Annotated in this window: 23 protein-coding genes, 1 other RNA gene and 1 pseudogene; 9 read left to right on the top strand and 16 right to left on the bottom strand. The window is 69.0% G+C overall.

Going from position 1 to position 26979, the window contains the following annotated elements:
* The first annotated feature begins 9 nt into the window (after nucleotides 1-9).
* The gene (locus ACFWYW_RS12310) at nucleotides 10-336 is read left to right on the top strand and encodes a helix-turn-helix domain-containing protein (protein WP_379609808.1); all 327 of its coding nucleotides are present in this window, start codon (nucleotides 10-12) and stop codon (nucleotides 334-336) included.
* Nucleotides 333-1151: pseudogene (locus ACFWYW_RS12315) on the top strand (recombinase family protein); the annotation flags it as partial. The gene ACFWYW_RS12310 and the pseudogene ACFWYW_RS12315, both read left to right, overlap by 4 nt.
* Before the next feature lie 432 nt (nucleotides 1152-1583).
* Here ACFWYW_RS12315 and ACFWYW_RS12320 read toward each other — a convergent pair.
* From ACFWYW_RS12320 to ftsE, 6 genes are all read right to left on the bottom strand, one after another.
* On the bottom strand, nucleotides 1584-1865 hold the full coding sequence (locus tag ACFWYW_RS12320; RefSeq protein ID WP_379609809.1) for a hypothetical protein: 282 nt from the start codon (nucleotides 1863-1865) through the stop codon (nucleotides 1584-1586).
* Nucleotides 1866-1932: 67 nt separating this feature from the next.
* Nucleotides 1933-2317, bottom strand: a transfer-messenger RNA (tmRNA) gene (ssrA, locus tag ACFWYW_RS12325).
* Between the two features lie 295 nt (nucleotides 2318-2612).
* Nucleotides 2613-4472, bottom strand: a complete 1860-nt coding sequence (locus ACFWYW_RS12330; RefSeq protein WP_379640975.1) for a penicillin-binding transpeptidase domain-containing protein — start codon at nucleotides 4470-4472, stop codon at nucleotides 2613-2615.
* Nucleotides 4469-4936 (bottom strand): SsrA-binding protein SmpB, encoded by a 468-nt coding sequence (gene smpB / locus ACFWYW_RS12335; protein ID WP_379609812.1) that lies wholly within the window; start codon nucleotides 4934-4936, stop codon nucleotides 4469-4471. Before smpB ends, ACFWYW_RS12330 begins: the two co-directional genes overlap by 4 nt.
* Before the next feature lie 23 nt (nucleotides 4937-4959).
* Nucleotides 4960-5865: a permease-like cell division protein FtsX gene (ftsX, locus tag ACFWYW_RS12340; RefSeq protein ID WP_379609813.1), complete on the bottom strand. Its 906-nt coding sequence runs from the start codon at nucleotides 5863-5865 to the stop codon at nucleotides 4960-4962.
* A 20-nt stretch (nucleotides 5866-5885) separates the two neighbouring features.
* Complete coding sequence (gene ftsE / locus ACFWYW_RS12345) at nucleotides 5886-6575, bottom strand: cell division ATP-binding protein FtsE (protein WP_091079803.1); 690 nt, start codon at nucleotides 6573-6575, stop codon at nucleotides 5886-5888.
* Nucleotides 6576-6777: 202 nt separating this feature from the next.
* On the opposite strand from ftsE, the gene ACFWYW_RS12350 reads away from it, so the two are divergent.
* Nucleotides 6778-6969 (top strand): hypothetical protein, encoded by a 192-nt coding sequence (locus tag ACFWYW_RS12350; RefSeq protein ID WP_379609814.1) that lies wholly within the window; start codon nucleotides 6778-6780, stop codon nucleotides 6967-6969.
* Here ACFWYW_RS12350 and prfB read toward each other — a convergent pair.
* Nucleotides 6955-8070: a peptide chain release factor 2 gene (prfB, locus tag ACFWYW_RS12355; protein WP_379609815.1), complete on the bottom strand. Its 1116-nt coding sequence runs from the start codon at nucleotides 8068-8070 to the stop codon at nucleotides 6955-6957. The genes ACFWYW_RS12350 and prfB overlap by 15 nt on opposite strands.
* A gap of 47 nt (nucleotides 8071-8117) precedes the next feature.
* Between prfB and ACFWYW_RS12360 the strand changes: the two genes are divergently transcribed.
* On the top strand, nucleotides 8118-9143 hold the full coding sequence (locus tag ACFWYW_RS12360; protein ID WP_379609816.1) for a hypothetical protein: 1026 nt from the start codon (nucleotides 8118-8120) through the stop codon (nucleotides 9141-9143).
* 156 nt (nucleotides 9144-9299) lie between these two features.
* Here the strand turns inward: ACFWYW_RS12360 and ACFWYW_RS12365 are convergent, their stop codons facing one another.
* The 4 genes from ACFWYW_RS12365 to ACFWYW_RS12380 are packed head-to-tail and all read right to left on the bottom strand — an operon-like array spanning nucleotide 9300 to nucleotide 15795.
* Complete coding sequence (locus ACFWYW_RS12365; RefSeq protein WP_379609817.1) at nucleotides 9300-14171, bottom strand: NAD-glutamate dehydrogenase; 4872 nt, start codon at nucleotides 14169-14171, stop codon at nucleotides 9300-9302.
* Between the two features lie 47 nt (nucleotides 14172-14218).
* Nucleotides 14219-15013 carry a tryptophan 2,3-dioxygenase gene (locus ACFWYW_RS12370; protein WP_379609818.1) on the bottom strand — a complete coding sequence of 265 codons (795 nt, stop codon included), beginning with the start codon at nucleotides 15011-15013 and terminating at the stop codon, nucleotides 14219-14221.
* Between the two features lie 60 nt (nucleotides 15014-15073).
* Nucleotides 15074-15253 carry a zf-HC2 domain-containing protein gene (locus tag ACFWYW_RS12375; protein ID WP_184957688.1) on the bottom strand — a complete coding sequence of 60 codons (180 nt, stop codon included), beginning with the start codon at nucleotides 15251-15253 and terminating at the stop codon, nucleotides 15074-15076.
* A complete protein-coding gene (locus tag ACFWYW_RS12380) occupies nucleotides 15253-15795 on the bottom strand; it encodes a sigma-70 family RNA polymerase sigma factor (protein WP_184957689.1) in 543 nt (180 codons plus the stop codon). The genes ACFWYW_RS12375 and ACFWYW_RS12380 overlap by 1 nt, the downstream gene beginning before the upstream one ends.
* Nucleotides 15796-15904: 109 nt before the next feature.
* On the opposite strand from ACFWYW_RS12380, the gene ACFWYW_RS12385 reads away from it, so the two are divergent.
* From ACFWYW_RS12385 to ACFWYW_RS12400, 4 genes are read left to right on the top strand one after another with little or no spacing between them, the layout of a single operon-like run.
* On the top strand, nucleotides 15905-16516 hold the full coding sequence (locus ACFWYW_RS12385; RefSeq protein WP_379609820.1) for a DUF4142 domain-containing protein: 612 nt from the start codon (nucleotides 15905-15907) through the stop codon (nucleotides 16514-16516).
* A gap of 16 nt (nucleotides 16517-16532) precedes the next feature.
* Complete coding sequence (locus tag ACFWYW_RS12390; protein WP_379609821.1) at nucleotides 16533-17942, top strand: DUF1996 domain-containing protein; 1410 nt, start codon at nucleotides 16533-16535, stop codon at nucleotides 17940-17942.
* Between the two features lie 57 nt (nucleotides 17943-17999).
* On the top strand, nucleotides 18000-18722 hold the full coding sequence (locus ACFWYW_RS12395) for a hypothetical protein (RefSeq protein ID WP_379609822.1): 723 nt from the start codon (nucleotides 18000-18002) through the stop codon (nucleotides 18720-18722).
* 16 nt (nucleotides 18723-18738) lie between these two features.
* A complete protein-coding gene (locus ACFWYW_RS12400) occupies nucleotides 18739-20211 on the top strand; it encodes an NADH-ubiquinone oxidoreductase-F iron-sulfur binding region domain-containing protein (protein ID WP_379609823.1) in 1473 nt (490 codons plus the stop codon).
* Between the two features lie 326 nt (nucleotides 20212-20537).
* On the opposite strand, the gene ACFWYW_RS12405 is transcribed toward ACFWYW_RS12400, so the two are convergent.
* From ACFWYW_RS12405 to ACFWYW_RS12425, 5 genes are read right to left on the bottom strand one after another with little or no spacing between them, the layout of a single operon-like run.
* On the bottom strand, nucleotides 20538-21527 hold the full coding sequence (locus ACFWYW_RS12405) for an ABC transporter permease (protein ID WP_379609824.1): 990 nt from the start codon (nucleotides 21525-21527) through the stop codon (nucleotides 20538-20540).
* Nucleotides 21524-23011: a sugar ABC transporter ATP-binding protein gene (locus tag ACFWYW_RS12410; RefSeq protein WP_379630896.1), complete on the bottom strand. Its 1488-nt coding sequence runs from the start codon at nucleotides 23009-23011 to the stop codon at nucleotides 21524-21526. Before ACFWYW_RS12410 ends, ACFWYW_RS12405 begins: the two co-directional genes overlap by 4 nt.
* Nucleotides 23008-23979: a sugar ABC transporter substrate-binding protein gene (locus tag ACFWYW_RS12415; protein ID WP_379609827.1), complete on the bottom strand. Its 972-nt coding sequence runs from the start codon at nucleotides 23977-23979 to the stop codon at nucleotides 23008-23010. The genes ACFWYW_RS12410 and ACFWYW_RS12415 overlap by 4 nt, the downstream gene beginning before the upstream one ends.
* 12 nt (nucleotides 23980-23991) lie before the next feature.
* Nucleotides 23992-24363 carry a D-ribose pyranase gene (gene rbsD, locus ACFWYW_RS12420; protein WP_379609828.1) on the bottom strand — a complete coding sequence of 124 codons (372 nt, stop codon included), beginning with the start codon at nucleotides 24361-24363 and terminating at the stop codon, nucleotides 23992-23994.
* Between the two features lie 50 nt (nucleotides 24364-24413).
* Nucleotides 24414-25424, bottom strand: coding sequence for a LacI family DNA-binding transcriptional regulator (locus tag ACFWYW_RS12425; protein ID WP_379609829.1), 1011 nt, complete (start codon nucleotides 25422-25424; stop codon nucleotides 24414-24416).
* Nucleotides 25425-25614: 190 nt separating this feature from the next.
* Between ACFWYW_RS12425 and ACFWYW_RS12430 the strand changes: the two genes are divergently transcribed.
* Nucleotides 25615-26979, top strand: coding sequence for an FAD-binding oxidoreductase (locus ACFWYW_RS12430; protein WP_379609830.1), 1365 nt, complete (start codon nucleotides 25615-25617; stop codon nucleotides 26977-26979).

Consider the following 26979-nt stretch of genomic DNA (forward strand, 5'->3'; position numbering starts at 1 on the left):
GAGCTCATCATGACGCTGGGCGCCTACCTCCAAGCCGCACGCCGGCAGGCCGGCTACAGCCTCCGCCGCCTCGCGCGCGAGACCGGCATCCACCTGTCCTCGATCTATCGGCTGATGAGCGACGACATCGACAACCCGTCTGCGGCGAACCTCATCAACATCGCCAAGGTACTCAAGCTCAACCCTGCGGAGATGTTCGCCCACGCGGGCATCTCCGCCCCGCCCACAGACCTGGACGCCGTCCTCCGCACCGAGTACGGCCTGCCGGATGAGGCGATAGCCCAGATCCACACGATCATCGTTACCCACTCCACGCAGAAGGCGGAGCGGCCATGACCAAACGAGCGGTTCTGTATCTCCGTGTCTCCTCTCGCGGCCAGGTCGATACCGACTACGACCCCGAGGGCATCTCTCTGCCCGCTCAGCGCGTCGCGTGCCAACGGCGCTGCGCCGAGTTGGGCGCGGAGATCGTGGACGAATACGTGGAGCCTGGACGCTCGGCGACGACCGTGGAGAACCGCCCCAAGTTCCAGGAGATGATGGCCAGGATCAAGGCACGCAAGGACGTCGATTACGTCATCACGTACAACCGGGCACGCCTGCACCGCAACGGCATCGACGCCGCGATCACCAAGCGAGACCTGCGCGCAGTCGGCACACAGATCATCTCGATCATGGACTACACCGAGGACTCCGCCATTGGCGACCTGGTCAGCACGGTCATCGACGGAGTGAACGAGTACCAGTCCCGCGCATCGGGCGCCGACATCTCCTACAAGATGGGCCAGAAGGCGACACACGGCGGCACGCTCGGCCTCGCTCCGATCGGCTATCTCAACGTCCGTGAACGTTTCGAGGGCCGCGAGATCCGCACGGTGGCCATCGACCCCGTGAGGGGTCCGCTGGTCCGCATGGCCTTCGAGCTGTACGCCACGGGCACGCACGGCTTCCACGACCTGATCGAAGCCCTCACAGACGCCGGCCTGCGGAGCAGACCCACGAAGCGATACCCGGCGGGAACACCGATCTCCCTCAACACGGTCGGCAAGCTTCTCCGCGACCGCTACTACATCGGCTACGTCACCCACAAAGGCATCGAGTACCAGGGTCGCCACGAACCCTTGATCAGCCACGACCTCTTCAACCGAGTCCAAGAGGTGCTGTTCAATCAGCGCGGTGCCGGCACCCGGGCCCGCACCCACCACCACTACCTCAAGGGTTCCATCTGGTGCCATCGCAGCAGACACCGCTTGATGATCATGCCTGGCCGCAGCAAGAGCGGAGTCCAGTACTTCTACTTCATCTGCCGCGGACGCCAGAACCGCACCTGCGACCTGCCCTACCTGCCGATCATGGAGGTGGAAGCCGCGGTCGCCGGCCACTACGCCACCCTCGCGCTACCAGCCGGACTACGCGAGCGCATCACCACGGCGATGAACGCCGCGATGACCGACAATGCCGCAACCAGGGACGCCCTCCGCGCAGAGATCAAGAAGCAACTCGCCAAGCTCGACCAGCAAGAGGACCAGTACCTAGACCTGGTCGGCGATCCCGACTGGCCACGCGAGAAGCTCTCGAAGCGGCTACGCGACCTCCGCGACCAACGCGCCCGCGCGAAAGCCCGGCTCACTCGCGCCGACGACCCTCAACTCACGGACGGCCATGCCGCCCTCAGCATGGTCCTGGACCTTCTGACGAACCCTCATGAGCTGTACGCCATGGCCGACGAGAAGTCCCGCCGGATGCTCAACCAGGCGTTCTTCCACAGGCTCTACCTGGACGCCGACGACTCCCCCGCCGTAGCGGCAGAAGACCCTACCGACGTCATCGCCCCGTTCAGAAACGACAAAAGCGGCGATGTCCACAAGGACACCGCCGCTTCGGCGCTACTCGCCAAGGCCCTGCACGAGCCGTGTTCGAGTAACACCCACATGGTGGAGGTGGCGGGAATCGAACCCGCGTCCTTCAACCCCAAATCAGGGCTTCTCCGGGCGCAGCCTGCTTAACGTGTTCTCAGCCCCGGCGCTCACGCAGGCGCGTCGCCGACAGGCTCAGCCACTGTTTGATTTCCCGCTCTCCCCCGTGGCCGGGTCGAGCGGTGGAACCCTCTAACGATGCCAGGTCCTGAGCCGAGGGCGTGCTCAGGCTGACAGAGGTTTCGCTACTTAGGCAGCGAGAGCCAGGGAACCCTGGCTGACCTCAGAGTGCTTCTTATTGGCACTTATTGTTTGCGGTCACAGTGTTAACGAGGTTATGTCCGCCGTCCTCGGCCCGCTTCCCCTGACTTGCAAAGTCGAAGTCGAAGCCAGTCACCCCCATGTTCTGTTGTCAACACGGCCACCGAAGCGACCGAGCAACAAGAAGATACTCCCCACAACACCGCCAACGCCAACTCATATTCCGCCGGACATGCCGAAACCCCGGAGACGCGGCACAGCAGCACGCATCCCCGGGGTCGACCGGCAGGGTCGAGCCGGTCCGGACGGCAGGACTTCCCCCGAGATGAAGTCCTGTCTCGTCACGGTGACTGAGTCCGCAACCCCCCGAGCGGGCCCAGTCATCCAGTAAGACGCAGCAGGGGATCAGATTGGTTGCTCACCGTCTCGAGAAAATCACCCAGGGTTACGGAGCGCTCCGAAGAAGCGACCCGCCGTCGCGGCGGCGTCGGAGTTCTTGGTCAGTACGGCTACCGCCACATCCCCCTGCCAGCCGACAAACCAGCCAAGTTGCTGGCTCGGCACGGCGGCGGCCACGCCGTACACCCTGCCTGCTCCCGCCTGCGCGGCCGGCGAGCTGGCGACGCCGGCCTTCATCATCGCGGTGAGGGCGGTGCGGACGGAGGGATCGACCGGCACGCTGGCGGGCGGCTTGACGGCGAGTTGCTCGGCGGCGGGGTCGGGGCGGTCGGGGCTGGTCACCAGCGACGGCGGCCGCCAGGTGCCGGATTTGACCGCCGCGGCCACGAGCGCCATGGACAGCGGGCTGACCTCGACGTTCTGGCCGGCGATGGCCTGGGCCTTCTCCGCGTCGGTGGCCAGGCTGGGCATCTTGCCGGTGAACGCCTTGAGGGGGAGCTGCCAGTTGACGCCGATGCCATAGGCCTCGGCGCTGCGCTTGAGCTGCTCGGGTTCGACCCGGCGGGCCAGCGAGGCGAGGGCGGTCACGCAGCCTCTTGCGAAGCTCTCCTGGAAGGTGGCGGCGGGCTGCTGCGTCTGGCCGGTCAGGACGAACCTGGCGCCGCCCACCGTCCGCTCGGCGGGGCAGCGCAGCCGCTGGCTGGGCTTCACGCCCGCCTTGAGCAGGGCGTCGGCGGCCACGATGGAGAAGGCGGTGCCCGCCGGGTACTTGCCGCCCAGGGCGTCCTTGACCTGGCCCATGTCCTTGGCGCCCACCGCGAGGATCTCGCCGGTGGAGGCCTTGACGGCGACGAGCGTGCCGGACTGCGTGGTGCTGACCGCGGCGTCGGCGGCCTGCTGGGTGAGGCTGTCGAGGGTGGTGTGGACCGGGCCGTTGGGGCGGCCCGGCCACTCCTTCAGCACGGCGACGTCCTCGCCGGTCTCGAGGTCGAGCGTGATCACCTGGGTCTTCGTGGAGCCCGTCAGGTGGTTCTGGTAGGCCTTCTGCAGGCCGTTGCGGCCGACCGAGTCGCCGGCGCGCTGCGGGCCGCCGAGCTTGACCTCGGTCTCCGGGGTGAGCGCGCCGACCTTGCCGACGATGTCGCGCGGCGGGGCCGGGTCGACCGGCTGGTCCTGGGGCTGGACGTGAACCTTCGGGCGGATCTCCGCGATCTTCTGCTGTACCTGCAGGTAGCGGTCCCGGCCGAACGTGGCGAGCTGCACGAAGTCGCCGGGCGGCGAGGACCGTACCCGGCTCAGCAGGCGGTCCTCGGCGAAACCGGTGATCACGGCCAGCTGCTTGACGACGCTGGAGGTCTGGTCGCCGAGCGCGGACGGGGTCACGCCGACGACGTAGAGCCTGCCGGGCCGCTGGAGCGCCTCTCCGGTGCGGTCGACGACCTTCTGGCGGGGCTCGGAGCTCGGGCGTACGGCGAGCCGCTGCCCGTCCTTGAGCTGCGGATGCAGCACCGACTGCGACCAGCGCACTTTCCACACGCCGTTGACCAGGTGCAGCGGAAGCGTGCTCTCGTACTCCCACAGCGGGCTGTTCTCGCCCAGGTCCACCTCGGCGCCGAACTGGGCGGTCGAGGCGTCGCCCTGCCGGTTGAGTGACTTCACCCGAAAGCGGAAGGAGGCGGCGTCAAGGTCGAGCTTGGCGGCTTCGAGCGCCTTGCGGACGACGGCCGGGTCTCCGTCGGCACGGCTCGCGGCCAGCTCGTAGTCCTCCGACTGCCAGCCGACCAGGAAGTCGCGCACGGCGTCGTGCGCCGACGGCTCCTCGAAGCAGCCGGTCAGCGTCATGCTCGCGGCCGTCAGCGTGACGGCCGCGGCGAGGGTACGGCGGGCCCTGCTCATCGGTTGCGTTGCCGTAGGGCCCTGGCCATCTCGCGCTTGGCCTGCTGATCGGCCAGGGTCTGCCGCTTGTCCCAGTCTTTCTTGCCGCGCGCGATGCCGATCTCGACCTTGGCCTTGCCGTCCTTGAAGTAGAGCTGCAGCGGCACGATCGTCAGCCCGCCCTCCTTCGTCTTGGCGGCCAGCTTGTCGATCTCCTTGCGGTGCAGGAGCAGCTTGCGCTTACGGCGGGCGGTGTGGTTGGTCCACGTCCCCTGCGCGTACTCGGGGATGTGGACGTTCATGAGCCACGCTTCGCCGTCGTCGATGCTGGCGTAGCCGTCGACGAGTGAGGCGCGGCCCTCGCGCAGCGACTTCACCTCAGTGCCCTGCAGCACGAGCCCCGCCTCGAAGGTGTCCTCGACGTGGAAGTCGTGCCGGGCACGCTTGTTCTGGGCGATGACCTTCCGCCCGGTCTCACGTGGCATGGTTCGACTGTACCGGCGTTCCGCTACACCCTGAGGTATCGGCGGAGCGTCACGAACGATGCGAGCACACAGATGAACACGCCGATCGCCATCGTGGCCGAGATGACCGAGGCCACGGAGTCCCAGCCCAGGGCGGTGCTGGTGCCCAGGTACTTGGTCAGAGACTCGAAGATGAAGACCTTCGTGACGATCAGCATGACCGCCGCGACGACGCCGCCGACCAGGCCGGCGATGACGCCTTCCATGACGAACGGCAACTGGATGTACAGGTTCGAGGCCCCGACCAGCCGCATGATGCCCGTTTCCCGGCGTCTGTTGTAGGCCGACAACCGGACGGTGTTGCCGATCAGCAGGGCGGCGGCGAGCACCAGGACGATGGCCACGATGACGGCGGCCCATCTCAGGGTGTCGAGCATCTCGAAGAACTTGCCGATCAGGTCCTTGTGGTTGATCACCTGGGCGACGCCGGTCTTCCCGGTCAGCGCCTGGATGACCGGCTGGTAGTTGTCGGGGTCGTGCAGCTTCACGCGGAACGACTCCGGCATGTCCTCGGCACGGGCGGCCTGGACGAGCGCCTGGTTGCTGCCGAAGGACTGCTGGAAGTTCTTGTAGGCCTCCGCCTGGTTCTCAAAGATCACGTCTTTGACGCCCTGGATGCCCTGGATCTCGCCCTTGAGCGTCTCGACCTGGGCCGGCGTGGCTCCCTTGCCCTTACAGGCGGGCATAGCGGAGTCCTTGCTGCACAGGAAGACCGAGATCTCGACCTTGTCGTACCAGAAGGTCTTCATCATGCCGACCTGGGTGTTGATCAACAGGCCGACACCCAGCATCGCCATGCCGACCGCGACCGTGATGATCACTGCGATGGTCATGGTCAGGTTGCGGCGGAGGCCGATCCAGACCTCGGAGAAGATGAAGTTCGCCCGCATGTTGTGTCTGTAACTCCCTGTCAGTACGCCTGGCCGTAGACGCCACGCGACTGGTCGCGGACGATCTTGCCGTCCTCGAGTTCCACGACCCTCTTGCGCATGGAGTCGACGATGGCCGCATCGTGCGTGGCCATCACGACCGTCGTACCGGTCCGGTTGATGCGGTCGAGCACCTTCATGATGCCGATGCTCGTCGCGGGGTCGATGTTGCCCGTCGGCTCGTCGGCCAGCAGGATCATGGGCCGGTTGACGAAAGCGCGGGCCATGGCGACACGCTGCTGCTCGCCGCCGGACAGCTCGTCGGGCATGCGGTGTGCCTTGCCTTCGAGGCCGACCAGCTCGATGACTTCCGGGACCACCTTGCGGATGAACCGCCGCGGCTTTCCGATGACCTCGAGCGCGAACGCCACGTTCTCGTAGACGTTCTTGTTCGGGAGCAGGCGGAAGTCCTGGAAGACGCAGCCGATACGGCGGCGCAGGTGCGGCACCTTGAAGTTCGACAGTCGGGCCAGATCCTTGCCGGCGACATGGATCGCACCCGAATTGGGCCGTTCTTCCTTGAGGATCAGGCGGAGAAACGTGGACTTGCCTGAGCCAGAGGGACCGACGAGGAACACGAACTCGCCCTTGTCCACGTCAACGGAGACGTGGTCGAGAGCGGGCCGGTTCTGGTTCGCGTAGACCTTGGTGACATTATCGAAATGGATCACGAGAGCATCACGGCATGCCAGTCTAGGGGTCAGGACGGAAGCAAGGGTGGCACATGCCCACTTCCCGCCGCGGCCCACCGGGGGCGTCCATCTTTACTGATGATCGACGTTCCGATTGGCCAGAGCACAGTCTAGGGGGAAGACTGGCATGGAACGTCCATAACGGAAACAAAACGATTGTGCGGCTACACTTGGGGCTGACATGAGTTGCGAAGACCTCGTCTGCGCGCGCTGCGCCCATCCGGTCATCGAGGGCCGCTGCGCACTTTGCCGCGCCAACCGCGACCGGATGCACCAGCACGGATTCGGCGGGCTCTCCCCCGCCGTGATCGTCCTGGTGCTGCTCGTCCTTCTCTTTTTCGCCCTCGCGGCCAGGCACCTAGTTGGCGCCTGACTCCTGACGGCGCATCCAGCGGATCTCCGACTCGATGAACCCGTCCAGGTCGCCGTCGAGCACGGCGGTCGGGTTGCCCGCCTCGGTACCGGTGCGCAGGTCCTTCACGATCTGGTACGGGTGCAGGACGTAGTTGCGGATCTGCGTGCCCCATGAGGTGGTGGTGGCGCCGCGCAGCTCCGACATCTTCTCCGCCTCCTCCTGCCGCTTGCGCTCCAGCAGCTTGGCCTGCAGCACGACCATCGCGGTGGCGCGGTTCTGCAACTGGGAGCGCTCGTTCTGGCAGGAGACCACGATGCCGGTCGGCAGGTGGGTGATGCGCACCGCCGAGTCGGTGGTGTTGACGCCCTGGCCGCCGGGACCGCTGGAGCGGTAGACGTCGATGCGGAGCTCGTCCTCGTTGATGTCGATGTGGTCGGTCTGCTCCACCACGGGGACGATGTCCACGCCCGCGAATGAGGTCTGGCGCCGGCCCTGGTTGTCGAAGGGGCTGATGCGGACCAGCCGGTGGGTGCCGTGCTCGCCGCGGAGCGTGCCGTAGGCGTAGGGGGCCTTGACGCTGAAGGTGGCGGACTTGATGCCGGCCTCCTCCGCGTAGGAGGTCTCGTAGACCTCGGTGGAGTAGCCCTTGCGCTCGGCCCAGCGCAGGTACATGCGCAGCAGCATCTCCGCCCAGTCGGCCGCGTCGACGCCGCCGGCCTGGGAGTTGATCGTGATCAGCGCCTCGCGCGCGTCGTACTCGCCCGACAGCAGCGTGCGGACCTCCATCGCGCCGATGTCGGTGCGGAGCGCGGCCAGGTCCTTGTCGGCCTCGGTCCTGGTGTCCTCGTCGCCTTCCTCGGCGGCCAGCTCGTAGAGGACGCCGATGTCCTCGAGGCGCCGGCTGAGGCCTTCGACCCGGTTGAGCTCGCCCTGAAGGTGGGAGAGCTTGCTGGTCACCTTCTGCGCCTGCTCGGGGTCGTCCCACAGATCCGGCGCGGCGACCTGCTCCTCCAGCTCCGCGATCTGCTTGCGCATCGCGTCGAGGTCGAGCACGTCCTGAATGCTCCGGAGCGTGCCCGCGAGCTCGTTGATCTCTTCTGCCGGATCGATGAGTGCCACGTCTCCCAAGGGTACGCGACCCTCGCCCGCCCGAATAACATGGCGAGGTGCGTGCATACGGTCGGCGGAAGGTGCTGGCGCTCGCCGCCGGCCTGCTGGCCGCGACGGTCGCCTGCTCGGGCACCCCTGACACCACGCCCACGAGGGCCGCGAACGTCTCCGGCGGGCCGGTCACCGCCACGCCCACGACCTCGCCCGAGGCCCCTGCCATCACGCCGGACGAGGCGCGCGAGATCTTCACCGAGATCACCGCGACCGACGACGTGCTGCGCACCGCCGGCGACCTCAGGTTCGCCGTCGACCTGACCCGCGACGGGCTGCGCGACCTCACCTCGGCGGCGTTCGACTCCAGCGGCGGCCGGCCGCCGCTGCGCACGTGGGGGCAGCCGACGATGCTCGTGCCGCGCTTCCCGGCGGACGCGACGTCGCCGTGGTTCAGCGTGCTGGTGCCGCGCGACGGGCAGCCGACGTTCCTCATCTTCGCGAAGTCGACCGACAAGTGGCGGCTGAGCTCGGCGGCGCGGCTGCTGCCCGGGGAGAAGGTGCCGGAGGTCGAGGTCGACGCCCAGGGGTACGCCACGGCGGTCCCGCCGGACGACAAGGGCGTGCTGATCGGGCCCAAGTTCATGGCGCCGCTGCATGCCACGGTGGCCGAGGCGGGCTCGGGTGGTGTGGCCGCGGATCTGCTGTCGGCGGGGCCGTACACGACGGACATCGCCTCGCAGATCGCCGAGGACCGGGCGCGCTGGGAGCAGGACGGGTTCACCTACGACTCGATCCTGAGCGCGGGCGAGTACCCCGTGTTCGCGCTGCGTACCAAGGACGGCGGCGCGCTCATCCAGTACACGCTGACCAGGACCTCCACGACCACGCCCGCGACGAAGAGCGCGGAGAGCGACGGCATTCCGGTGCCCGACGACGCGCGCTGGGCGATCTCGGCCGCCAAGCTGCGGCGCTCGCTGAAGGTGTCGGAGATCCACCAGTACGCGACGTCGGTCCCACCCGCGTCCGCCCCGACGCGCGCCGAGGTGATCGCCCACGACGGCGGCGTCACCCGCGCTTCAGGCGACTGACCCTTCTCTATCCGTTACGGCAAGCCAAGCAGGCGCCTCCCGCCGCCGTGGGTGGCCGCCGATCGTCGGGCGCTTCTCACGTCGGACGTGGCAGCGCGCCGCCACGCCGTACCGCCGGCCGGTCCCGGGCCCGCACGGGACCCGGGACCGGGAGGTTCACTCCGTGTGCGGCAGGTTGCTGGCCGAGACCAGCGTGCGGATGGCGCGCAGCGCGACCGACAGCGTGGCGAGGTCGAAGTTGTCGCTCTCCCAGATCTCCGACAGCGTCTGGCGAGCCCGCCCGACCGCCGCCGAGTTGGACTCCGACCACCGGGCCAGCCGCTCCTCCGGTGACGCGCCCGGCGCCGTGTGGGCCAGGACGTCGCGGGTGAGGGAGGCGTGCGCCGCGTACAGGTCGTCGCGCAGCGCGGATCGGGCCATCGCGTTCCACCGGTTGTCCCGGGGCAGCGCGATGACGCGTTCGCGGAGCTGGGCGAGCTGCAGGCGGTCGGCGAGGTCGAAGTAGACCTCGGCCACCTCGTTGACCGGCCGGTTCGTCAGCGAGCTGACCTCGACCAGGTCGAACGTGGAGTAGGCGGGCACCATCGAGGCCGACCGCTCGGCCAGCTCCATCGGCACCCCGCGGGCCACGAACGCGTCGCGGCGCTCCTCGAACGCGGCCAGGTCGGGGCCGGTGAGCAGCTTGGGGATGTGCGAGAGGAGCCCGTTGACGCCCTTGACGAAGAAGTTCACCGAACCGGACAGGTCCATCGGCGGGCGGCGGTTGTTGAGCAGCCACCGGGTGCCGCGCTCGGCGAGCTTGCGCGCCTCCAGGAGCATGGCGATCTGCGTGGAGGTGTCGGCCTTGTTGTCGAGCGATTCCACCGCGCGGAAGAAGCTGGCCAGGTCGAAGACCTCGCGGGTGACCAGCCAGGCGCGCACGATGTCCGGCGTGGAGGCGCCGGTCTCCTCGCCCAGGCGGAACATGAACGTGGTTCCGGCCGAGTTGACCAGCTCGTTCACCACGCAGGTGGTGATGATCTCGCGGCGCAGCGGGTGGGCGTCCATGTACGAGCGGAAACGTTCGCGCAGCGCCGACGGGAAGTACGACACCAGCCACGAGGCCAGCGCGGGGTCGTCGGGCAGGTCGGAGCCGAGCAGTTCGGCGTCGACCACGAGCTTGGTGTAGGCGAGCAGGACCGAGAACTCGGGCGCGGTCAGGCCGAGCCTGGCCTGGCGGCGTTCCGCCAGTTGCTTGTCCGAGGGCAGGAACTCCAGCTCGCGGTTGACCAGCCCGTCGCGTTCCAGCTTGCGCAGGTATCGGGCGTGGATGTGGAGCATCTCGGGGCCCTGGGCGCGGGCGGCGGCCAGGACCACGTTCTGGTTGTAGTTGTCGCGCAGGACCAGGTTGGCGACCTCGTCGGTCATCGAGGTGAAGACCTGGTTGCGCTGCTTGTCGGTCAGCTCGCCGTCGCGTACGACCTGGTCGAGCAGGATCTTGATGTTGACCTCGTGGTCGGAGGTGTCGACGCCGGCGGAGTTGTCGATGAAGTCGGTGTTGACCAGGCCGCCGTTGAGCGCGAACTCGATGCGGGCGAGCTGGGTGAAGCCCAGGTTGCCGCCCTCGCCGATGACCTTGCATCGCAGCTCGGCGGCGTTGACCCGCAGCCCGTCGTTGGCCTTGTCGCCGACGTCGGCGTTGGACTCGGTGGAGGCCTTGACGTAGGTGCCGATGCCGCCGTTCCACAGCAGGTCGACCGGGGCCTTGAGGATGGCGCTGATCAGGTCGTTGGGCGCCATCGACGTGATGCCCTCGGCGATGCCCAGCGCCTGGCGGATCTGCGGCGAGATCTGGACGGACTTGGCGGTACGCGCGAACACGCCGCCGCCGGCCGAGATCAGCTCGGCGTCGTAGTCGGCCCAGGAGCTGCGCGGCAGCTCGAACAACCGGCGCCGCTCGGCGAACGAGCGGTCCGCGTCGGGGTCGGGGTCGATGAAGATGTGCCGGTGGTCGAAGGCGGCCAGGAGCCGGATGTGCTGGGACAGCAGCATGCCGTTGCCGAAGACGTCGCCGGACATGTCGCCGATGCCGGCCACGGTGAAGTCGGTGTGCTGGATGTCCACGCCGGTGGTGCGGAAGTGGTACTTCACCGACTCCCAAGCGCCGCGCGCCGTGATGCCCATGGCCTTGTGGTCGTAGCCGACGGACCCGCCTGAGGCGAACGCGTCGCCGAGCCAAAACCCGTACTCCTTGGCGACGCTGTTGGCGATGTCGGAGAACGTCGCGGTGCCCTTGTCGGCGGCGACGACCAGGTAGGTGTCGTCGCCGTCGTGCCTGACGGTGTCCGGCGGCGGCACGACCTTGCCGTCCACCAGGTTGTCGGTGACGTCGAGCAGGCCGGAGATGAAGGTGCGGTAGCAGTCGATGCCCTCGGCCATCAGCTCCTCCCTGCCGCCGCCGGCCGGTGGGCGCTTGACCACGAATCCGCCCTTGGAGCCCGTGGGCACGATGACGGTGTTCTTCACCATCTGCGCCTTGACCAGGCCGAGGATCTCGGTCCTGAAGTCCTCCATCCGGTCCGACCAGCGCAGGCCGCCGCGCGCGACCTTGCCGAAGCGCAGGTGCACGCCCTCGACCCGCGGCGAGTAGACGAAGATCTCGTACTTCGGCCGGGGCAGGGGGAGCACGCTGATCGCCAGCGGGTCGAACTTCAGCGCGATGTACGCCTTGCGCTGCCCGTCGGCCCCGCTCTGGAAGTAGTTCGTGCGCAGGGTGGCCTGGATCATCTCCAGGTAGGCCCGCAGGATGCGGTCCTCGTCGAGCGAGGCCACCTCGTCCAGCGCGCCCAGGATCTCCTCGGTGAGCGCCTCGACCAGGTCGGCGCGGACGTCGTCGGGGCGCCGCGGGTCGAGCCTGGCCTCGAACAGGCGCACCAGCAGCCTGGCCAGCCGTACGTTGCCGCCGAGCACGCGCTCCATGTAGCGCTGGCTGAAGGTGGTGCCGGCCTGGCGCAGGTACTTGGCGTAGACGCGCAGGATCTCGACCTGTTCCCAGGTGAGCCCCGCCGACAGGACGAGCGCGTTGAAGTTGTCGGCCTGGATCTCGCCCTTCCACAGCGCGCCGAGCGCGTCCTGGAACAGGCGCTTGAAGTCGTTGCGGTCGACCTCTGGCGAGGGTGTGTAGTGCAGCCCGAAGTCGTAGATCCAGGCGTTCTTGGTGGCCGGGTCGTTGTCCCTGTCGACCTCGTACGGCCGCTCGTCGACCACCTCGACGCCGAGGCGCTGGATGAGCGGGAGCACCTTGGACAGGGAGATCGGGGTGCCGACCTTGTAGATCTTGAGCCGGCGCTCGCCCTCCGCGGCGTCGTAGGGCTCGTAGAGGTTGATGCCGACCTCGCCGTCGGGCGCGCCGACGAGCTGCTCCAGCCGGCGCAGGTCGACCACGGCCATCTTCGGCGGGAAGTCGGCCTTGTACCCCTCGGGGAAGGCCGACTGGTAGCGCCGGATGAGCCCGGGGGCCTCCTCCTCCGAGGTCATCTCGGACAGGGCGCTCGCCAGGTCGTCCTCCCAGGAGCGGGTGATCGCGGCCAGCCGCGACTCCAGTTCCTCGACGTCCACGCCAGGGGGCGGGAGCTGCTTGCCGCGCTCGCCGCGCACCACCAGGTGCAGGCGGGCCAGCGCGGACTCGCCGATCATCGCGCTGTAGTCGAGCGTGCTGCCACCGAGTGCCTTGAGCAGGAGCTCCTGCATCTTGAGCCGGACCTTGGTGGTGTAGCGGTCGCGCGGCAGGTAGATGAGGCAGGAGATGTAGCGGCCGTAGTCGTCGCGCCGCAGGAACAGCCTGACCTGCTTGCGCTCGCGCAGCCGCAGCACGCCCATCGCGATCGGGACAAGCTGCTCGACCGAGGTCTGGAACAGTTCGTCGCGCGGGAAGGTCTCCAGGATCTCGATGAGGTCCTTGCCGTCGTGGCTGTCGGCGGCGAGTCCCGCCTTGTCCAGCACCTCGGCGAGCTTGCGGCGCAGCACCGGGATGCGGGAGATCGACTCGTTGTACGCCACGTGCGTGAACAGGCCGAGGAAGCGGCGCTCGCCCACGACCTCGCCGTCGGGCGAGAAGAGCTTGACCCCGATGTAGTCGAGGTAGGCGGCCCGGTGGACGGTCGCCCGCGAGTTGGCCTTGGTGATGATGAGCAACTGCTTCTCGCGGGCCTTGGCGCGTACCTCGGCCGGCAGGGTGGAGAAGCTCTCCGAGCCGACCCGGTCGTCGCGCAGGATGCCGAGCGCCGCGCCGGGCAGCGAGCGCAGCGCGTCGCCCTCCTCGGTCTCCTCCAGGCGGTACTCGCGGTAGCCGAGGAAGGTGAAGTGCCCGTCGGCCAGCCAGCGCAGCAGGTCGAGGCTGTCCTCGACCTCGGCGGGCTCCAGCGGCGGCGGATTGAGCGTGAGGTCCTCCGCGGTCTGCACGGCCAGAGCCCGCATCTTGGCGAAGTCCTCGACGGCGTGGCGGACGTCCGACAGCACGCGCAGGATGTCGGCTTCGAGGCGCTTGAGCACCTCGGGGTCGGCCTGGCGGTCGACCTCGATGTGGATCCACGACTCGACCAGCATCTGACCGGTCACGTCCTCCTGGCCGCGGCCGAGCATCTTGCCCGTCATGTCGCGGCGTACCCGCATCTGCGGGTGGACGACCAGATGGATGCCGATGTCGAGGCGGTCCAGCTCCATCGTCACCGAGTCCACGAGGAACGGCATGTCGTCGGTGACGACCTCGACCACCGAATGGCCGGGGTCCCAGCCGTTGTCCTCCAAGGTGGGGGTGAACGCCCTGACCACCGCCCTGCCCTGCGGTCGCACCTCGGCCAGCTGCTTGTGCGACATCGCCGGGCCGTACACGTCAATGGGGTTGCGGTCGAGCAGGTCCTCCGGGGCGACATGCCGGTAGTAGACGCGCAGGAAGGCCAGCGCCTCCTCGGGGGTCACATGGTCGTTTCCGGCGGCGCATCTCTGGGCGGCTCGCTGGAGCAGCTCATCCTTGGCCTCGTCGAGCGGCATCTCGCTCTCACTCCTTTGTGAGGGTTTGCCAAACATCGCCTGGCTGGTCATAGCCAGGCTCTCAGTTCCCACAGCAAGGGGAAGTAGTGCAGGCGCGTCCTGCCCCGCAGGTAGGGCGCGCCGGTCGAGCCACCGGTGCCGGACTTGGTGCCGATCTGGCGCTCGACCATCTGGACGTGCCGCATCCGCCACAGCTGAGCGGTCTCGTCATGGGTCAGCAGGTCTTCGGCCAGTTGCCACAGGTCGTCGTGCGACCGGCGGTCCCTCGCCACGGCCAGCAGCGAATCCATGATCTCCGCGTCGGAGACCGGCAGATCACGCTGGGAGAGGGCGGTGAGATAAGCATCCCACAGCGTGGGCTCGATGAGCCGCCTGCGGAGCCTGGCGAGTTCTTCCTCGCTGGCGTCCCTGAGGCGGTCGAGGTAGCGGGCGTCCTTGGCGCCGGAGAGGAACTCCAGCTCGCGAAACTGCACCGACTGGAATCCGCTGGCCGGCGACAGCTTCGAACGGAACTCCAGGAAGTCCTGCGGCGTCATCGTCTCCAGGACCTGGACCTGCTCGACGAGCACGCGTTCGACGGCGTGCACGCGCTGGAAGACGTGCCGGGCCTGCCACAGCTCGCCGTTGAACATGGCCGAGCGGGCCGCCTCCAGCTCGTGCAGGAGCAGCTTGAACCACAGCTCGTAGACCTGGTGCACGGTGATGAACAGCAGCTCGTCCGGGGCCTGCGATTGGGGTTGCTGCTGTGCGAGCAGCTCCGTCAGGCGCAAATAGCCGCCGTAGGACAGCTGCCCGCCCTCTTCGCCGAACCGCCTGTCCGGGGGATCAGCGTTGAACCCCACCGGGCACCTCCCCCAACTTCTACCGGCCGTACCGATACCACCTCAAAAGGAACCCCTACGTCAATGTGAGTCTTCCGAGGCGGTGGGGGAATGCTTCAGTTCGTCCAGCAGCTCGGGAACCTCACTCAGCTCCCTGAGCTGCACCTGACAGTCTTGGCACGCGTCGAGGTGGCGCTCGAACGCCTCATGCTCCTCTTCGTCCAGGACACCGAGGACATAAGCCGCCACCTCGTGGTGCATCAGCCAGCTGCCCCCTTCTCACGCAGAAGTTCGCGCAGTGCCCTGATCCCGTAGTAGAGACGGGACTTGACAGTGCCGGGCGGGATCCCCAGAATCTCCGCCGCTTCACTTATCGTACGATCCCGTAGGTAGGTCTGTTCAATGACTTCGCGGTGTTCGTCCGACAGAGCGCGGAGCGCGTCGGCGACGACGATCGCCGACAGCGCGCGATCGGAGGCGTCGGGCACGGCGACGGTATCCACCTCCGGGGGTTCTACCTCCTGCGGCCGGGCGCTACGGCGGCGGCGCCCGTCGATCACGATACGGCGGGCCACCGTCAGCAGCCACGCCCAGATGAGGCTGGGTTCCCATTGCAGTCTCGCCGAGTTCCGCCAGGCGCGGACGATCGTCTCCTGGACAACGTCCTCCGCCCATTGGAGGTCGTTTCCGGTCGCCTTGCGCACGTGGCGCAGGAGCGGGCCGCGAAATTCCTGGTAGAGCACCAAGATGCGATGCTCCTCGTCGGCGTCTGTACCGTCGAAGTGAGCTAGCACGGCCCACATCTTTACATCTTCGTTACCACTTCGGTAGTCACTCCGATAACTCCAGTCATTTCTGACTATCTCGCCTCAATAGGTGAACCCGCCCCCGCAAACCCGCGTATCCCCGACCATGCGTAAGTTTCGCCGCCGTTTGGGGGCGGGAGAGTTCTTCATGCTCGGCTCGTTCGCCGTGGCGGCCGTGGTGACGGTCCTGCTCGTGCTGCCTCCCGGCAGCACGACCGCGCAGGCGGGCTGGACGATGACGGACTCGGGCCCGCTCGGGCCGGCCGACCGCGATCTTCTGATCAAGGTACGGCAGGCCGGACTCTGGGAGATCCCCACCAGCCAGCAGGCCCAGCAACGCGGCCAGAGCGCCCGGCTGAAGGAGGTCGCCGGGCACATCATCGAAGACCACCTCAAGCTCGACGTCGAGGTCAGGGCCGTGGCAGCGGAACTCGACGTCGCGCTGCCCAGCACCGCCTCGGCCGACCAGCAGACCTGGATGGCGCAGATCTCCGCCGCCTCGGCCGCCGACTACGACCGCGAGTACACCAACCTGCTGCGCCAGGCGCACGGGAAGGTCTTCTCGGTCGTGGCGGCCGTGCGGGCGGGAACGCGCAACGACGAGGTCAGGAAGTTCGCCGCCAAGGCGAACGCCGCGGTGCTCAGGCACATGACGCTGCTGGAGTCGATCGGCCTGGTCAACTACTCCGACCTGCCCGAACCCCCGGCACCGCGCTAACCCAAGGAGAGATGCGATGAGCAGATCCAAACCCGTGGCCGCGGCCGTGTCCGCACTGGCCCTGGTGGCCGGCGGGCTGGTGTCCGCGGCCGTCATCGGCGTGGTCCCCGCGCGAGCCGACCACTGCGATCCGGCCGAGCAGGGCCGCCAGCAGTCCCAGAACCGCCAGGCCGACCAGCAGAACCCGGACGACCAGAACCAGCAGGACAACAACCCTCAAGGCAACCAGAACCGGCAAGGCGACCAGCAAGGCGACCGGAACCAGCAGGGCGACCCTCAAGGCGACCAGAACCAGCAAGGTGATCAGCAGGACGACTTCGGCTCGGGTGGCGGGATCGCTCCCCCGGCCCTGTCGACGGATCCCGAGCGGGCCGACAGCCGTACCCGATCGCGGGAACCCAGCAGGGCGCCCACGCGCACCCCGTCGCAGAACCCCAGCCAGGACCCCTCACAGGACCCGAGTCAGGACCCGAGCCAGGACCCCTCACAGGACCCCAGCCAGGATCCGTCGCAGGACCCGAGCCAGGAGCCGTCGCCCTCCCCCAGCGAGAGCGAGAGCGCCGAGGAGAACTGCGCCGACCTGGGCCCGTTCGTGGAGGACTTCATCGACATCAGGCGGGTGCGGCCGAACTCACGCGGCAACCTCCTGCAGGCCAGGGGCTCGTTCGTGTCCGCATGTGGCACCAACGGCAACGGCCACAACAACCCCGACAACTTCATCGTCGCGCCGGGTGTCCGCAACGGCGCCCACCACCTGCACGACTACGTGGGCAACCTGTCCACGGACGCCTTCTCCACCGACCAGAGCCTCGCCGCCGCCGGCACCACCTGCCGCCTGGGCGACAAATCCACATATTTCTGGCCGGTGCTCCGAGACCGCAAGGTCGACGACAACGTCAGCGACCCGGACGGAAACGTCGGCCGCGTGCTGCGACCCCGCTCGGTCACGCTGCAGTTCCGCGCGGCGTCCAACAGCCGGGTGGTCGCGATGCCGAGGTTCCTCAGGCTGATCACCGGTGACGCCAAGGCCGCCACGAACGGCGGCGCCAACGCCCGGGCCCAATGGACCTGCACCGGCTTCACCAACCGGATCACCACCCAATATCCGCTGTGCCCGCGCTTCAGCCAGGTCGTCCGCGTGCTGGACTTCCCGAGCTGCTGGGACGGCCAGAACACCGACAGCGCCAACCACCGCACCCACGTGCTCTTCCCCAACCAGGGCAGATGCCCCCAGGGCACCCGGGCCGTACCTCAGCTCCGGATGGTCCTGACCTACAGCGTGCCGCAGGGCGCCTCCTACGCCGTGGACGCCTTCCCCGAACAGAAGCACAACCCGGTCACCGACCACGCCGACTTCGCCAACGTGATGCCGGATCGGCTGATGGCCTTCGCCGTCAACTGCATCAACCGCGGACGCCGCTGCTAGCGCTCCGGCGACGGCGCTCCCCCGAGTCGCACCCTCAACCGACCCTGGGAGGAACGCATGCTCCACCGACGAAATCCCCGGCACGCACCGTCCAAGCTGGACACGCGACCGGTCCGCCTCGGCCTGACCGCCGGGATCACCGCACTGCTGCTGTCCGGCTACGCGCTGGCCAGATCGCCGCGCGGGCTGGAACTGCTGGGCTTCCTCGATTTCTACGTAGGCGTGATCGCTCTGGTGACGCTGACCGCGACCGTGGCCCTCGGCCTCATCGCCACCGAACGGGTCTTCCTGTCCGCCCGCCATCGCGTGTACGCGCAGTTCGCCCACCGGATCGTGGCCATGGCCGGGATGGCGGCACTGGCCACGCACGTGGCGCTGAAGATCGAACGGCCGCAGGTACTGGGCGCGGTGGCGGCCGGGCTCCTCGTCATCTCCGCCACCAGCGGGCTGCTGCGCGGCATGTTCGCCGGCTCGCCCCAGCCCTGGATCTGGCGCTCGCTGCACGCCTGCGCGTACCTCGCGTGGCCGGTCGCCGTCCTGCACGGGCTGACCGCCGGGCGGCCGCCCTCGGCGTGGGTGACCTGGTCGTACGTGGCCTGCCTCGCGGCCGTGGGCGCCGCCCTGCTGGTACGGGTCGTGGCCACGATGGTGCGGCCGCCGGCCGTACCGGAACCGGTGGAGACGCCGGAAGCGGTGCCGCAGACGCGCACCGAACCCCAGGTCACCGAGGCGCCCGTCAGCCTCGACGCCGCTCGCCGGAAGTTCCGGGCGGCGGGCTGAGAAAGGAGTCCCACCGATGATTCCGCACAGGGTGCCGCGCGTTCAGCGGCTCGGCCCCGCCAGGCTCACCGCCGGTCTCGACCACTGCCGGCGGCTCGACCTGCCCGCCCACCGCACCGTCCACGGCACACCCGCCCCGCGTGACCTCGAGAACCTCCTCGCCCAGGTCGAGGAGGTCGACCTGCGGGGCCGGGGCGGGGCGGCCTTCCCGTTCGCTCGCAAGATGCGGGCCGTCGCCGAGGCGGCCGGTGCGCGCGAGAGCGTCGTGCTGGTCAACGCCGTCGAAGGCGAGCCGGCCAGTTCCAAGGACGCCATGCTCCTCGTGCGCACCCCGCACCTGGTACTCGACGGCGCGGTGCTCGCCGCCGAGGCGCTCCACGCCCGCGAGGTGGTGATCGCCACCGTCGAGGGCGAGGTGGCCGAAGGGTCCATGGCGGCGGCGGTGGCCGAACGCAAGGCCGCCGCCGTCGCCGGCGCCGAGGAGAGCCACCTGCGCATCCGCGTCGTCGGGCTGCCGGAACGGTTCGTGTCCGGCGAGGGCGGCGCGTTGGTGCGCGGGGTCAACGGGCTCGAAGCGACGCCGCCCGGACGCAAGAAGCGGGCCAGCAGCTCCGGCGTCGACGGGCTGCCGACGCTGCTGTCCAACGCCGAGACGTTCGCGCAGGTCGCCGTACTGGCCGAGCTCGGCACCGAGGGCTACGCCGACGCCGGAACCTCCCGCGAACCCGGCACCCTGCTGCTCACCGTCAGCGGCGGGGCCGCGTCCGAGTCCGTCGTCGAGGTGGCCGCGGGCATGCCGCTCGCGACCGTGCTCGACCTGTGCGACGCCGAACCCGGCGACGGGGTGCTCGTCGGCGGCTACCACGGCGCCTGGCTGGACCCGGCCGCCGCCGCGGCCGCCAGCGTGTCCCGCGAAGGCATGAAGCTGGCCGGAGGCGAACTCGGGGCCGGGATCGTGGTGCCGATCGGCACCGCCACCTGCCCGCTCGGGGAGGCCGCGCGGGTGGCTTCGTACCTGTCCGCGCAGTCGTCGGGTCAGTGCGGGCCGTGCCGCCTCGGGCTGCCGGACGTGGCTCGGGCACTGGGCTCGCTGGCGGGCGGATCGGGGTCTCCTGACGCGGTACGGCGGGCCGTACGCGCGATCGAGAGACGCGGCGCCTGCTTCCACCCGGACGGGACGGCACGCTTCATCCTGTCGGCGCTGGACGTGTTCGCCGACGACATCGTGGCCCACCAGGACGCGGGCACGTGCGGCCGCCCGGTGCGCGGCGTCCTGCCTTTGCCCGAGGCGGTGGCGGAGCCGGAGTACCGGCTGGACGTGGACTGGACCCGCTGCCAGGGCCACGGCCTGTGCGCCCACTTGCTACCCGAGTTCGTGGACCTGGACGACTTCGGATACCCGAGCTTCCGGCCGGTGCCGGAATGGATGCTGAAGGAGGCCAAGCGAGCAGTAGGCATGTGCCCCGCCCTGGCCCTTCGCCTAGCCTGAAAGCAAGGTGCTCCGCTACGCTCCGCGCGTGTTCCCGGTCGGGCCGGGGGCCCGACCCCTGTAGGTCCTCGCTCCGCTCGGGCTGCCTTGCCTTAGGCCTCCCACCCGTTGCCCGGTTGGGTGGTGGGCCAGGTGACGCCCGCCCCCAACCCGTTACCCGGTTGAGGTGCTGGTCCAGGTGACCGCCCACCCGGCGCAATGCCCAGAAGGCTGGCCGGACGGCTGGACAGCGCATGACCGCAGTCGATACGCCACGCCCCGGACGTCAGCCAGATGCCCGGGGCCGGAACGTGGGTAGCGGGGCCAACCCAGCAACCAGGTCGAGGTCAGGACGTCACCGGGTTGGGGGCGGCGGGTTGGGTTATGGCTAGTTTGCGGGCCAGCCTCAGCCGGTAGGCGTCCAGGACCACGGCCACCAGGATGACCAGCCCCGTGATGATCTGGCGTTCGAAGTCGGACACCCCCATCAGCAACAGCCCGTTCGTGAGAACCCCCAGCAGGCAGGCGCCCAGGAACGTGCCGACCATGGAGCCGCGTCCGCCCATCAGCGAAGCCCCGCCGATCACGACCGCCGCGATCGCGTTGAGTTCGTAGCCCTGGCCGAGGATGGGGCTGGCGATGTTGAGGCGGGCCATGTAGAGGATCGCCGCGATGCCCACGGTGAAGCCGGCGATCACGAAGGCGGCGATCTTGATGCGGGACGTCTTGTGGCCGGAAAGGCGTACCGCTTCCTCGTTGTTGCCCGTCGCGTAGATGAGGCGGCCGAACACCGTCCTGGACAGGACGAACCAGCCGGCTCCGGCCAGCAGTACCGCGACCCAGAACACGGCGGGGATGCCGATCAGGGTGAGGGTGCCGAAGTCGTTCAGGGCGGCGGGGAGGTTGTAGATGGTGGCGGCGTCGGTGTAGCGCTCGGCCGCGCCGCGGGCGATGTTGAGCATGGCCAGGGTCACGATGAACGACGGGACCCGCCACTGTTCGGAGATGAAGCCGTTCAGCCAGCCGACGACTCCGCCGACGAGCACGCTGACCAGGATGGCGGCGACCAGGGTCGCGGGGGAGGCCGATCCGGCCATCATCGTGCCGGACACGACGGCGCACAGTGCCATCGACGAGCCCACCGACAGGTCGATGCCGCCCACCAGGATCACGAACGTCATGCCGACGGCCAGCACGGTGTTCAGCGTGATCTGGGTCATGATGTTGCGGAGGTTCTGCTCGGTGGCGAAGTTCGGGGCGGCGAGGACGAAGAATCCCGCGAGCACCACCAGGGCCACACCGATGCCCGCCTCGCCGAGGACGAGCCGTTTGATCATGGTTTTTCACCGTTCTTGAGGTAGCCCGAGTAGGCCAGCGTGAGGATGTGCTCGGCGTCGAAGCCGGCTCTGGCCACCTCTCCGGCGATCTTGCCGCGGGAGAAGACGAGGATGCGGTCGCAGATGCCCATCAGCTCGGGCAGGTCGGAGGAGACGACGAGCAGGGCTTTGCCCTCCGCGGCCAGGCCGAGCAGGAGCTCGTGGATCTCGTATTTGGCGCCTACGTCGATGCCTCGGGTGGGTTCGTCCACGATGAGCACGTCGGATCCGGCGTTGAGCCATTTGGCCAGGACGACCTTCTGCTGGTTGCCGCCGGACAGCGTGCGTACGTGCTGGGTGACGCCGGCCGAGCGCAGGTGCAGGCGGCTGCCCAACTGCTGGGCGAGAGCGCGTTCCCGCTTGAAGGAGAGAAGGGCGCCGCGCAGCTTGGCCAGGGTGACGTTGGCGCTGATGGGCAGGTCCAGGACGAGGCCCTGCGACTTGCGGTCCTCGGTGAGCAGGCTGATGCCGTGCCGCACGGCGTCCTTGGGGTGCCTAATTCGGACTTTGCGCCCGTGAAGCTCGATGGTTCCGGCCAGGGCGGTGTCGGCTCCGAAGATCGCCCGCATCGCCTCGGTACGGCCCGCCCCCACCAACCCGGCGAACCCCACCACCTCCCCCGCCCGCACCGAGAACGACAGCGGCCCCTCGAACCCGCTCACCCGCAGCCCCGTGACCCTGAGCGCCTCCTTGCCCTCCGCCCGCTCCGGCAGCGGCGGGTACTCCTGGGCCAGATCCCGCCCCACCATCGCCCGCACCAGGTCGGGCGCGGTGACACCGGCCATCGGGCGGCTCACGACGCTGCGGCCGTTCCGCAGAACCGTCACCCGATCGGCCAGCTCCAGCACTTCCTGCAGATGGTGCGAGATGTAGACGATCGCCACGCCGCGCTCGCGCAGCCCGCGCAGGATGCCGAACAGCCGCCCGGACTCGCGCGAGGTGAGCGTCGCGGTCGGCTCGTCCATGATCAGGAGCCTGGCTTCCGTGGAGATCGCCTTGGCGATCTCCACGAGCTGCATCTGCGCGATGCCGAGCCGCTCGACGGGCGTGTCGGGCGCGACGTCCAGCCCGATCTCGGCCAGCAGCGCCGCCGCGTCCGCGCGCAGCCGCCGCCGGTCGACGACTCCCGCCTTGCGCGGGAGCGCGCGCAGGAAGAGGTTCTCCGCCACGGTGAGGTACGGCAGCAGCGCCAGCTCCTGATGAACGACCGAGATCCCCGCCGCCAGTCCGTCGGCGGCGCTGCCCGGCCGGTACGGCCGCCCGTCCAGCGTCATCGAACCGCCGTCCGGCGTGTGGATCCCGGCCAGCGCCTTGACCAGCGTGGACTTGCCGGCGCCGTTCTCACCGACCAGGGCGTGGATCTCGCCCGCCCGGATGTCCAGGTCGACGCCGTCCAGCGCCACCACGCCGGGGAAGCGCTTGACGAGGCCGGTGACCCGCATCATCCGACGTTGTCCTTGGTGATGAGCTTGATCTCGGTCTTCTGCCAGCCGCTGACGTTCTCGCCGGCGATCATCTTCATCGCGTAGTCGATGCCGTTGGCGGCCTGCTGCGCGCCGTACTGGTCAAGGGTCGAGACGACCGCGCCGCTCTTGACGTAGGAGGCGATGGCCGGGATGTTGTCGAACGCGGCGACCTTGATCTGCTCCTTCTTGCCCTGCTCCTCGATGGCCTTGAGCGCGCCGAGCGCCATGTTGTCGTTGGCGGCCAGCACGCCCTTGATGTTCGGGTGGGCGGTGAGCATGTTGCCGAAGACGGTGTGGGCCTCGTTCGTCTCCCAGTGGGCGGTCTTGGAGTCGACCAGTTTGAGGCCGCCCTCCTTGATCGCGTCCTGGAACCCGGTCTTGCGCTGGGTGGCGTTGGCCGCGCCTGGGTTGCCCTCCAGGATGACCACCTCGGCGTCCTTGCCGACGGCCTTGACCAGCTCCATGCCGGACTGCTTGGCGCCCTCGCGGTTGTCGGGGCCGACGAAGGGCACCTTGTCCGCGATTCCGGCCGACTTCATCGCGCCCTCCTCAAGCTGGACGTCGATGTTGACGACCTTCACGCCGGAGTCCACGGCACGCTTGAGCGGGGCGACCAGCGCGCGCGAGTCGGCCGGGGCGATCACGATCGCCTTGGCCTGCTGCGTCACGCACTTCTCGATCGCGGCGACCTGGTTGTCGATGTCGGTCTCGTTCTGGATGCCGACCACGCTCAGCGTGAGGTCGCCGCGCTTGGCCGCGTGCTCTTCGGCGCCCTTCTGCATCTGCTGGAAGAACTCGTTGGCCAGCGACTTCATCACCAAACACACGCCCGGCTTCTCACCGGGCTTGGGCGCGGCGGCGCTCTGTCCACCGGTCGTGCCGCCCTCCTTGCCGCACGCGGCCAGCGCGAGGGCCAGACCGGCCACAACGACGATCTTCTTGTTCATCTGGTGTCTCCTTCAGAAGGGAACGCCCGCTTGGAGCACGACGTTGCTGTACGGCGTGGCCTCGCCGGTCCTGACGACCGCGCGGGCCTGGGCGGCAAGCTCTTTGAGCTGGGTGTGCGGGATACGTTCTGGCCGGGTCAGGACGCCGTCGAGGAAGCCGTCGGGCGACTCCTCGGCGATGTAGGCGGTCTCGACGACGAGTTCGGCGAGCACCTCGCGCAGGACGGGGAGGAAGGCCGGCTCGCCCCTGCGCCAGACGAGGTCCACCGTCTCGACGCCGGGCGGCACGGGCAGGCCGGGATCGGCCACCACGATCAGGTCGGTGTGTCCGGCCGCCGACAGGATCTGCAGCAGCCGCGGATGCCAGAGCCCGTCAGGACGCATATGACGCCCTTCCGTACCGGATGGCGGCCCGGAACGCGCTCCACATCGGCTCAGCCATCGTCCACCCCGCCCACCGGGTCGGGACAGCCGCAGGACCCGCGCCGGATCAGCGTCGCCTCCAGCACCACCCGCTCGCCCCGCGTCGCGTCGCCGCCGATCTTGGCGGCGAGCAGTTCGACGGCACGCCGGCCGAGCTCCTCGATCGGCTGCCGCATGGTGGTCAGGGCGGGCACGGTGTACGACGAGGCGGCGATCCCGTCGAACGAGCACAGAGCGACATCACCCGGGACGGTCAGCCCCAGCTCGGCCGCGGCGCGCATCACCCCGATGGCCTGCTCGTCGCTGGTCACGAACAGCGCCGTGGGCCGGTCCTCCCGGGACAGCAGTTCCCGCCCGCTCAGGTATCCCTGCCGCCGCCCGAACGGCCCGTGCGCCAGCGGCATCCCCGACGGATCGAGCCCCGCCTCGGTGAGCGCCCGCGCCCACCCGGCGACCCGGTCGACGGTGGGGTGGATGTCCTTGGGACCGGCCACGCAGCCGATGCGCCGCTGCCCGTGGCCGAGCAGGTGGCGGGTGGCCTCGTGGGCGCCGCCCTCGTTGTCGAGCAGCAGGTGGCTGGCGGGGGTGTCGTCGAGCTCGCGGTCCAGGACGATGCAGGGCACCCGGGAGGCGGCCAGCAGCGACCGCCAGGCGCGCGGGCCATGGGCGGGAATGAGGATCAGCCCGTCGACCTGCCGGTCGATCAGGGTCCGCACGTACGCGGCCTCGCGCTCGTCGTCGTCCATGGCGTTGCCGAGCAGCAGGGTCAGGCCGTGCTCGAACGCGACGTCCTCGATCTCGCGGGCCAGCTCGGCGAAGAACGGGTTGGCGTTGTCGGGGACGACGAGCCCGATCGTGTGGGTACGGCTGGTGCGCAGCGACCGGGCCACGACGTTCGGGCGGTAGCCGAGTTCGTCGATCGCGCGCAGGATCCGTTCGCGGGTATGGGGGGCGACGTTGCGCGGCCCGTTGTTGAGCACGTAGCTGACGACGGCCTCCGAGGTGCCGGCCAGTCGTGCCACATCACGGCGTGTGACCACTGCGAGTTCGCCCTTCGGTCGTATCAACTCGTGTTGATTCCGCAGTATTCGTCGGCCTTTCCTTGGTTGGCAACACGTGTAGATGGGACGTTATCCAGGTGTTACCCCTGAATAAGAGGAAGGTGACGCAGTCGTAACCAACCCGTCGGCCACGGTTCTCGTCACATGAGCTGTGAACCGCCGTGACTTTCTGGGCGCCGCCGCGCTGGTCCCCGTGTCCCTCTCCGCCGCGCCACCCGACTGGGCGGGCCTGCGCCGCGGGCTCAAGGGCACCTTGGTTCGCCCCGGCGACGCCGCCTACGACCGGTCGAAGCGCCTGTACAACCCGGCCTTCGACCGCATCCGCCCAGGCGGTATCGCGTACTGCGAAACATCAGAAGATGTTGCGAAATGTCTGGCGTTTGCCCGGCGTACCGGCGTCGCGGTCACCGCACGTTCGGGCGGGCACTCCTACGCGGGCTGGTCCACCGGCTCCGGCCTCGTCGTCGACCTGTCGCGGATGAACGCCGTCACCCACCGCGCGGGCCTGGCCACGATCGGGCCGGGCGCCAAGCTCATGGACGTCTACACCAAGCTGGCCAGGCACGGCGTGAGCATCCCGGCCGGCTCCTGTCCCACGGTCGGCGTGGGCGGGCTGGCGCTGGGCGGCGGGATCGGGGCGGTCTCCAGGAAGTACGGGCTGACCTGCGACCGGCTGGTGTCCGTGCGGGTGGTCACCGCCGACGGGCGGGTGCTGGACTGCGACGCGACCCGGCATCCCGCGCTGTTCTGGGCCTGCCGCGGCGGTGGCGGCGGCAACTTCGGCGTCGCCACCTCGTTCACGTTCCGCACCCACACCGCGCGTGAGATCGGCCATTTCTACCTGCGCTGGCCCTGGTCGAAGGCGGCCGCGGCGCTCACCGCCTGGCAGGACTGGGCGCCGGGCGCCCCCGACGAGCTGTGGTCGACGCTGCACCTGGTACGCGACCGCGGGAGCCTCCACGTCCAGCTCGCCGGAACCTACCTGGGCGGCCTGACCGGGCTCAACCGGCACCTCGCGGCGCTGGTGGCCAAGGTCGGGCAGCCGGAGGCCCGTTCGGCGCGGGTGGTGCCGTACCTGGCGGCGATGCGGATCATGGCCGGCGGGCCGGGGCCGCGCACGACGTTCTCCGCCAAGTCGCACCTCGCCTACGGCAGGCTCCCCGCCACCGGCATCGCCAAGCTGGTCGCCTGGGTGGCCAGGCCGGGGCAGCACGCGGTCCTGCTGGACGCGTTCGGGGGCGCGATCGGCCGCGTGGGCGTGCGCGACACCGCCTTCCCGCACCGGGCGGCGCTCTACAGCGTCCAGTACTACGCCGACGGCACCTCCCGCACCTGGCTGCGCGGCGTCCACGGCGAGATGCGCGCGTTCCTGGGCGACCACGCCTACGTGAACTACATCGACCCCGACCTGCGCGCATGGCGCTCGGCCTACTACGGCCCGAACGCCGCCCGGCTGGCCGAGGTCAAGGCCGCCTACGACCCGGGCCGCGTATTTCGGTTGCCCCAGGGCGTCTAG

This window comes from Nonomuraea sp. NPDC059023 (assembly GCF_042740095.1).
In the GTDB taxonomy this organism is placed as follows: Bacteria; Actinomycetota; Actinomycetes; order Streptosporangiales; family Streptosporangiaceae; genus Nonomuraea.

Coding starts and splice junctions, on each gene's coding strand:
- rbsD (WP_379609828.1), bottom strand. CDS start 24,363: ATGCGTCCTGACGGGCTCTGGCATCCGCGGCTGCTGCAGATCCTGTCG.
- smpB (WP_379609812.1), bottom strand. CDS start 4,936: ATGCCACGTGAGACCGGGCGGAAGGTCATCGCCCAGAACAAGCGTGCC.
- ACFWYW_RS12385 (WP_379609820.1), top strand. CDS start 15,905: ATGCGTAAGTTTCGCCGCCGTTTGGGGGCGGGAGAGTTCTTCATGCTC.
- ACFWYW_RS12400 (WP_379609823.1), top strand. CDS start 18,739: ATGATTCCGCACAGGGTGCCGCGCGTTCAGCGGCTCGGCCCCGCCAGG.
- ACFWYW_RS12365 (WP_379609817.1), bottom strand. CDS start 14,171: ATGCCGCTCGACGAGGCCAAGGATGAGCTGCTCCAGCGAGCCGCCCAG.
- ACFWYW_RS12310 (WP_379609808.1), top strand. CDS start 10: ATGACGCTGGGCGCCTACCTCCAAGCCGCACGCCGGCAGGCCGGCTAC.
- ACFWYW_RS12405 (WP_379609824.1), bottom strand. CDS start 21,527: ATGATCAAACGGCTCGTCCTCGGCGAGGCGGGCATCGGTGTGGCCCTG.
- ACFWYW_RS12415 (WP_379609827.1), bottom strand. CDS start 23,979: ATGAACAAGAAGATCGTCGTTGTGGCCGGTCTGGCCCTCGCGCTGGCC.
- ACFWYW_RS12380 (WP_184957689.1), bottom strand. CDS start 15,795: ATGTGGGCCGTGCTAGCTCACTTCGACGGTACAGACGCCGACGAGGAG.
- ACFWYW_RS12410 (WP_379630896.1), bottom strand. CDS start 23,011: ATGATGCGGGTCACCGGCCTCGTCAAGCGCTTCCCCGGCGTGGTGGCG.
- ftsX (WP_379609813.1), bottom strand. CDS start 5,865: ATGCGGGCGAACTTCATCTTCTCCGAGGTCTGGATCGGCCTCCGCCGC.
- ACFWYW_RS12395 (WP_379609822.1), top strand. CDS start 18,000: ATGCTCCACCGACGAAATCCCCGGCACGCACCGTCCAAGCTGGACACG.
- ACFWYW_RS12375 (WP_184957688.1), bottom strand. CDS start 15,253: ATGCACCACGAGGTGGCGGCTTATGTCCTCGGTGTCCTGGACGAAGAG.
- ACFWYW_RS12390 (WP_379609821.1), top strand. CDS start 16,533: ATGAGCAGATCCAAACCCGTGGCCGCGGCCGTGTCCGCACTGGCCCTG.
- ACFWYW_RS12330 (WP_379640975.1), bottom strand. CDS start 4,472: ATGAGCAGGGCCCGCCGTACCCTCGCCGCGGCCGTCACGCTGACGGCC.
- ACFWYW_RS12350 (WP_379609814.1), top strand. CDS start 6,778: ATGAGTTGCGAAGACCTCGTCTGCGCGCGCTGCGCCCATCCGGTCATC.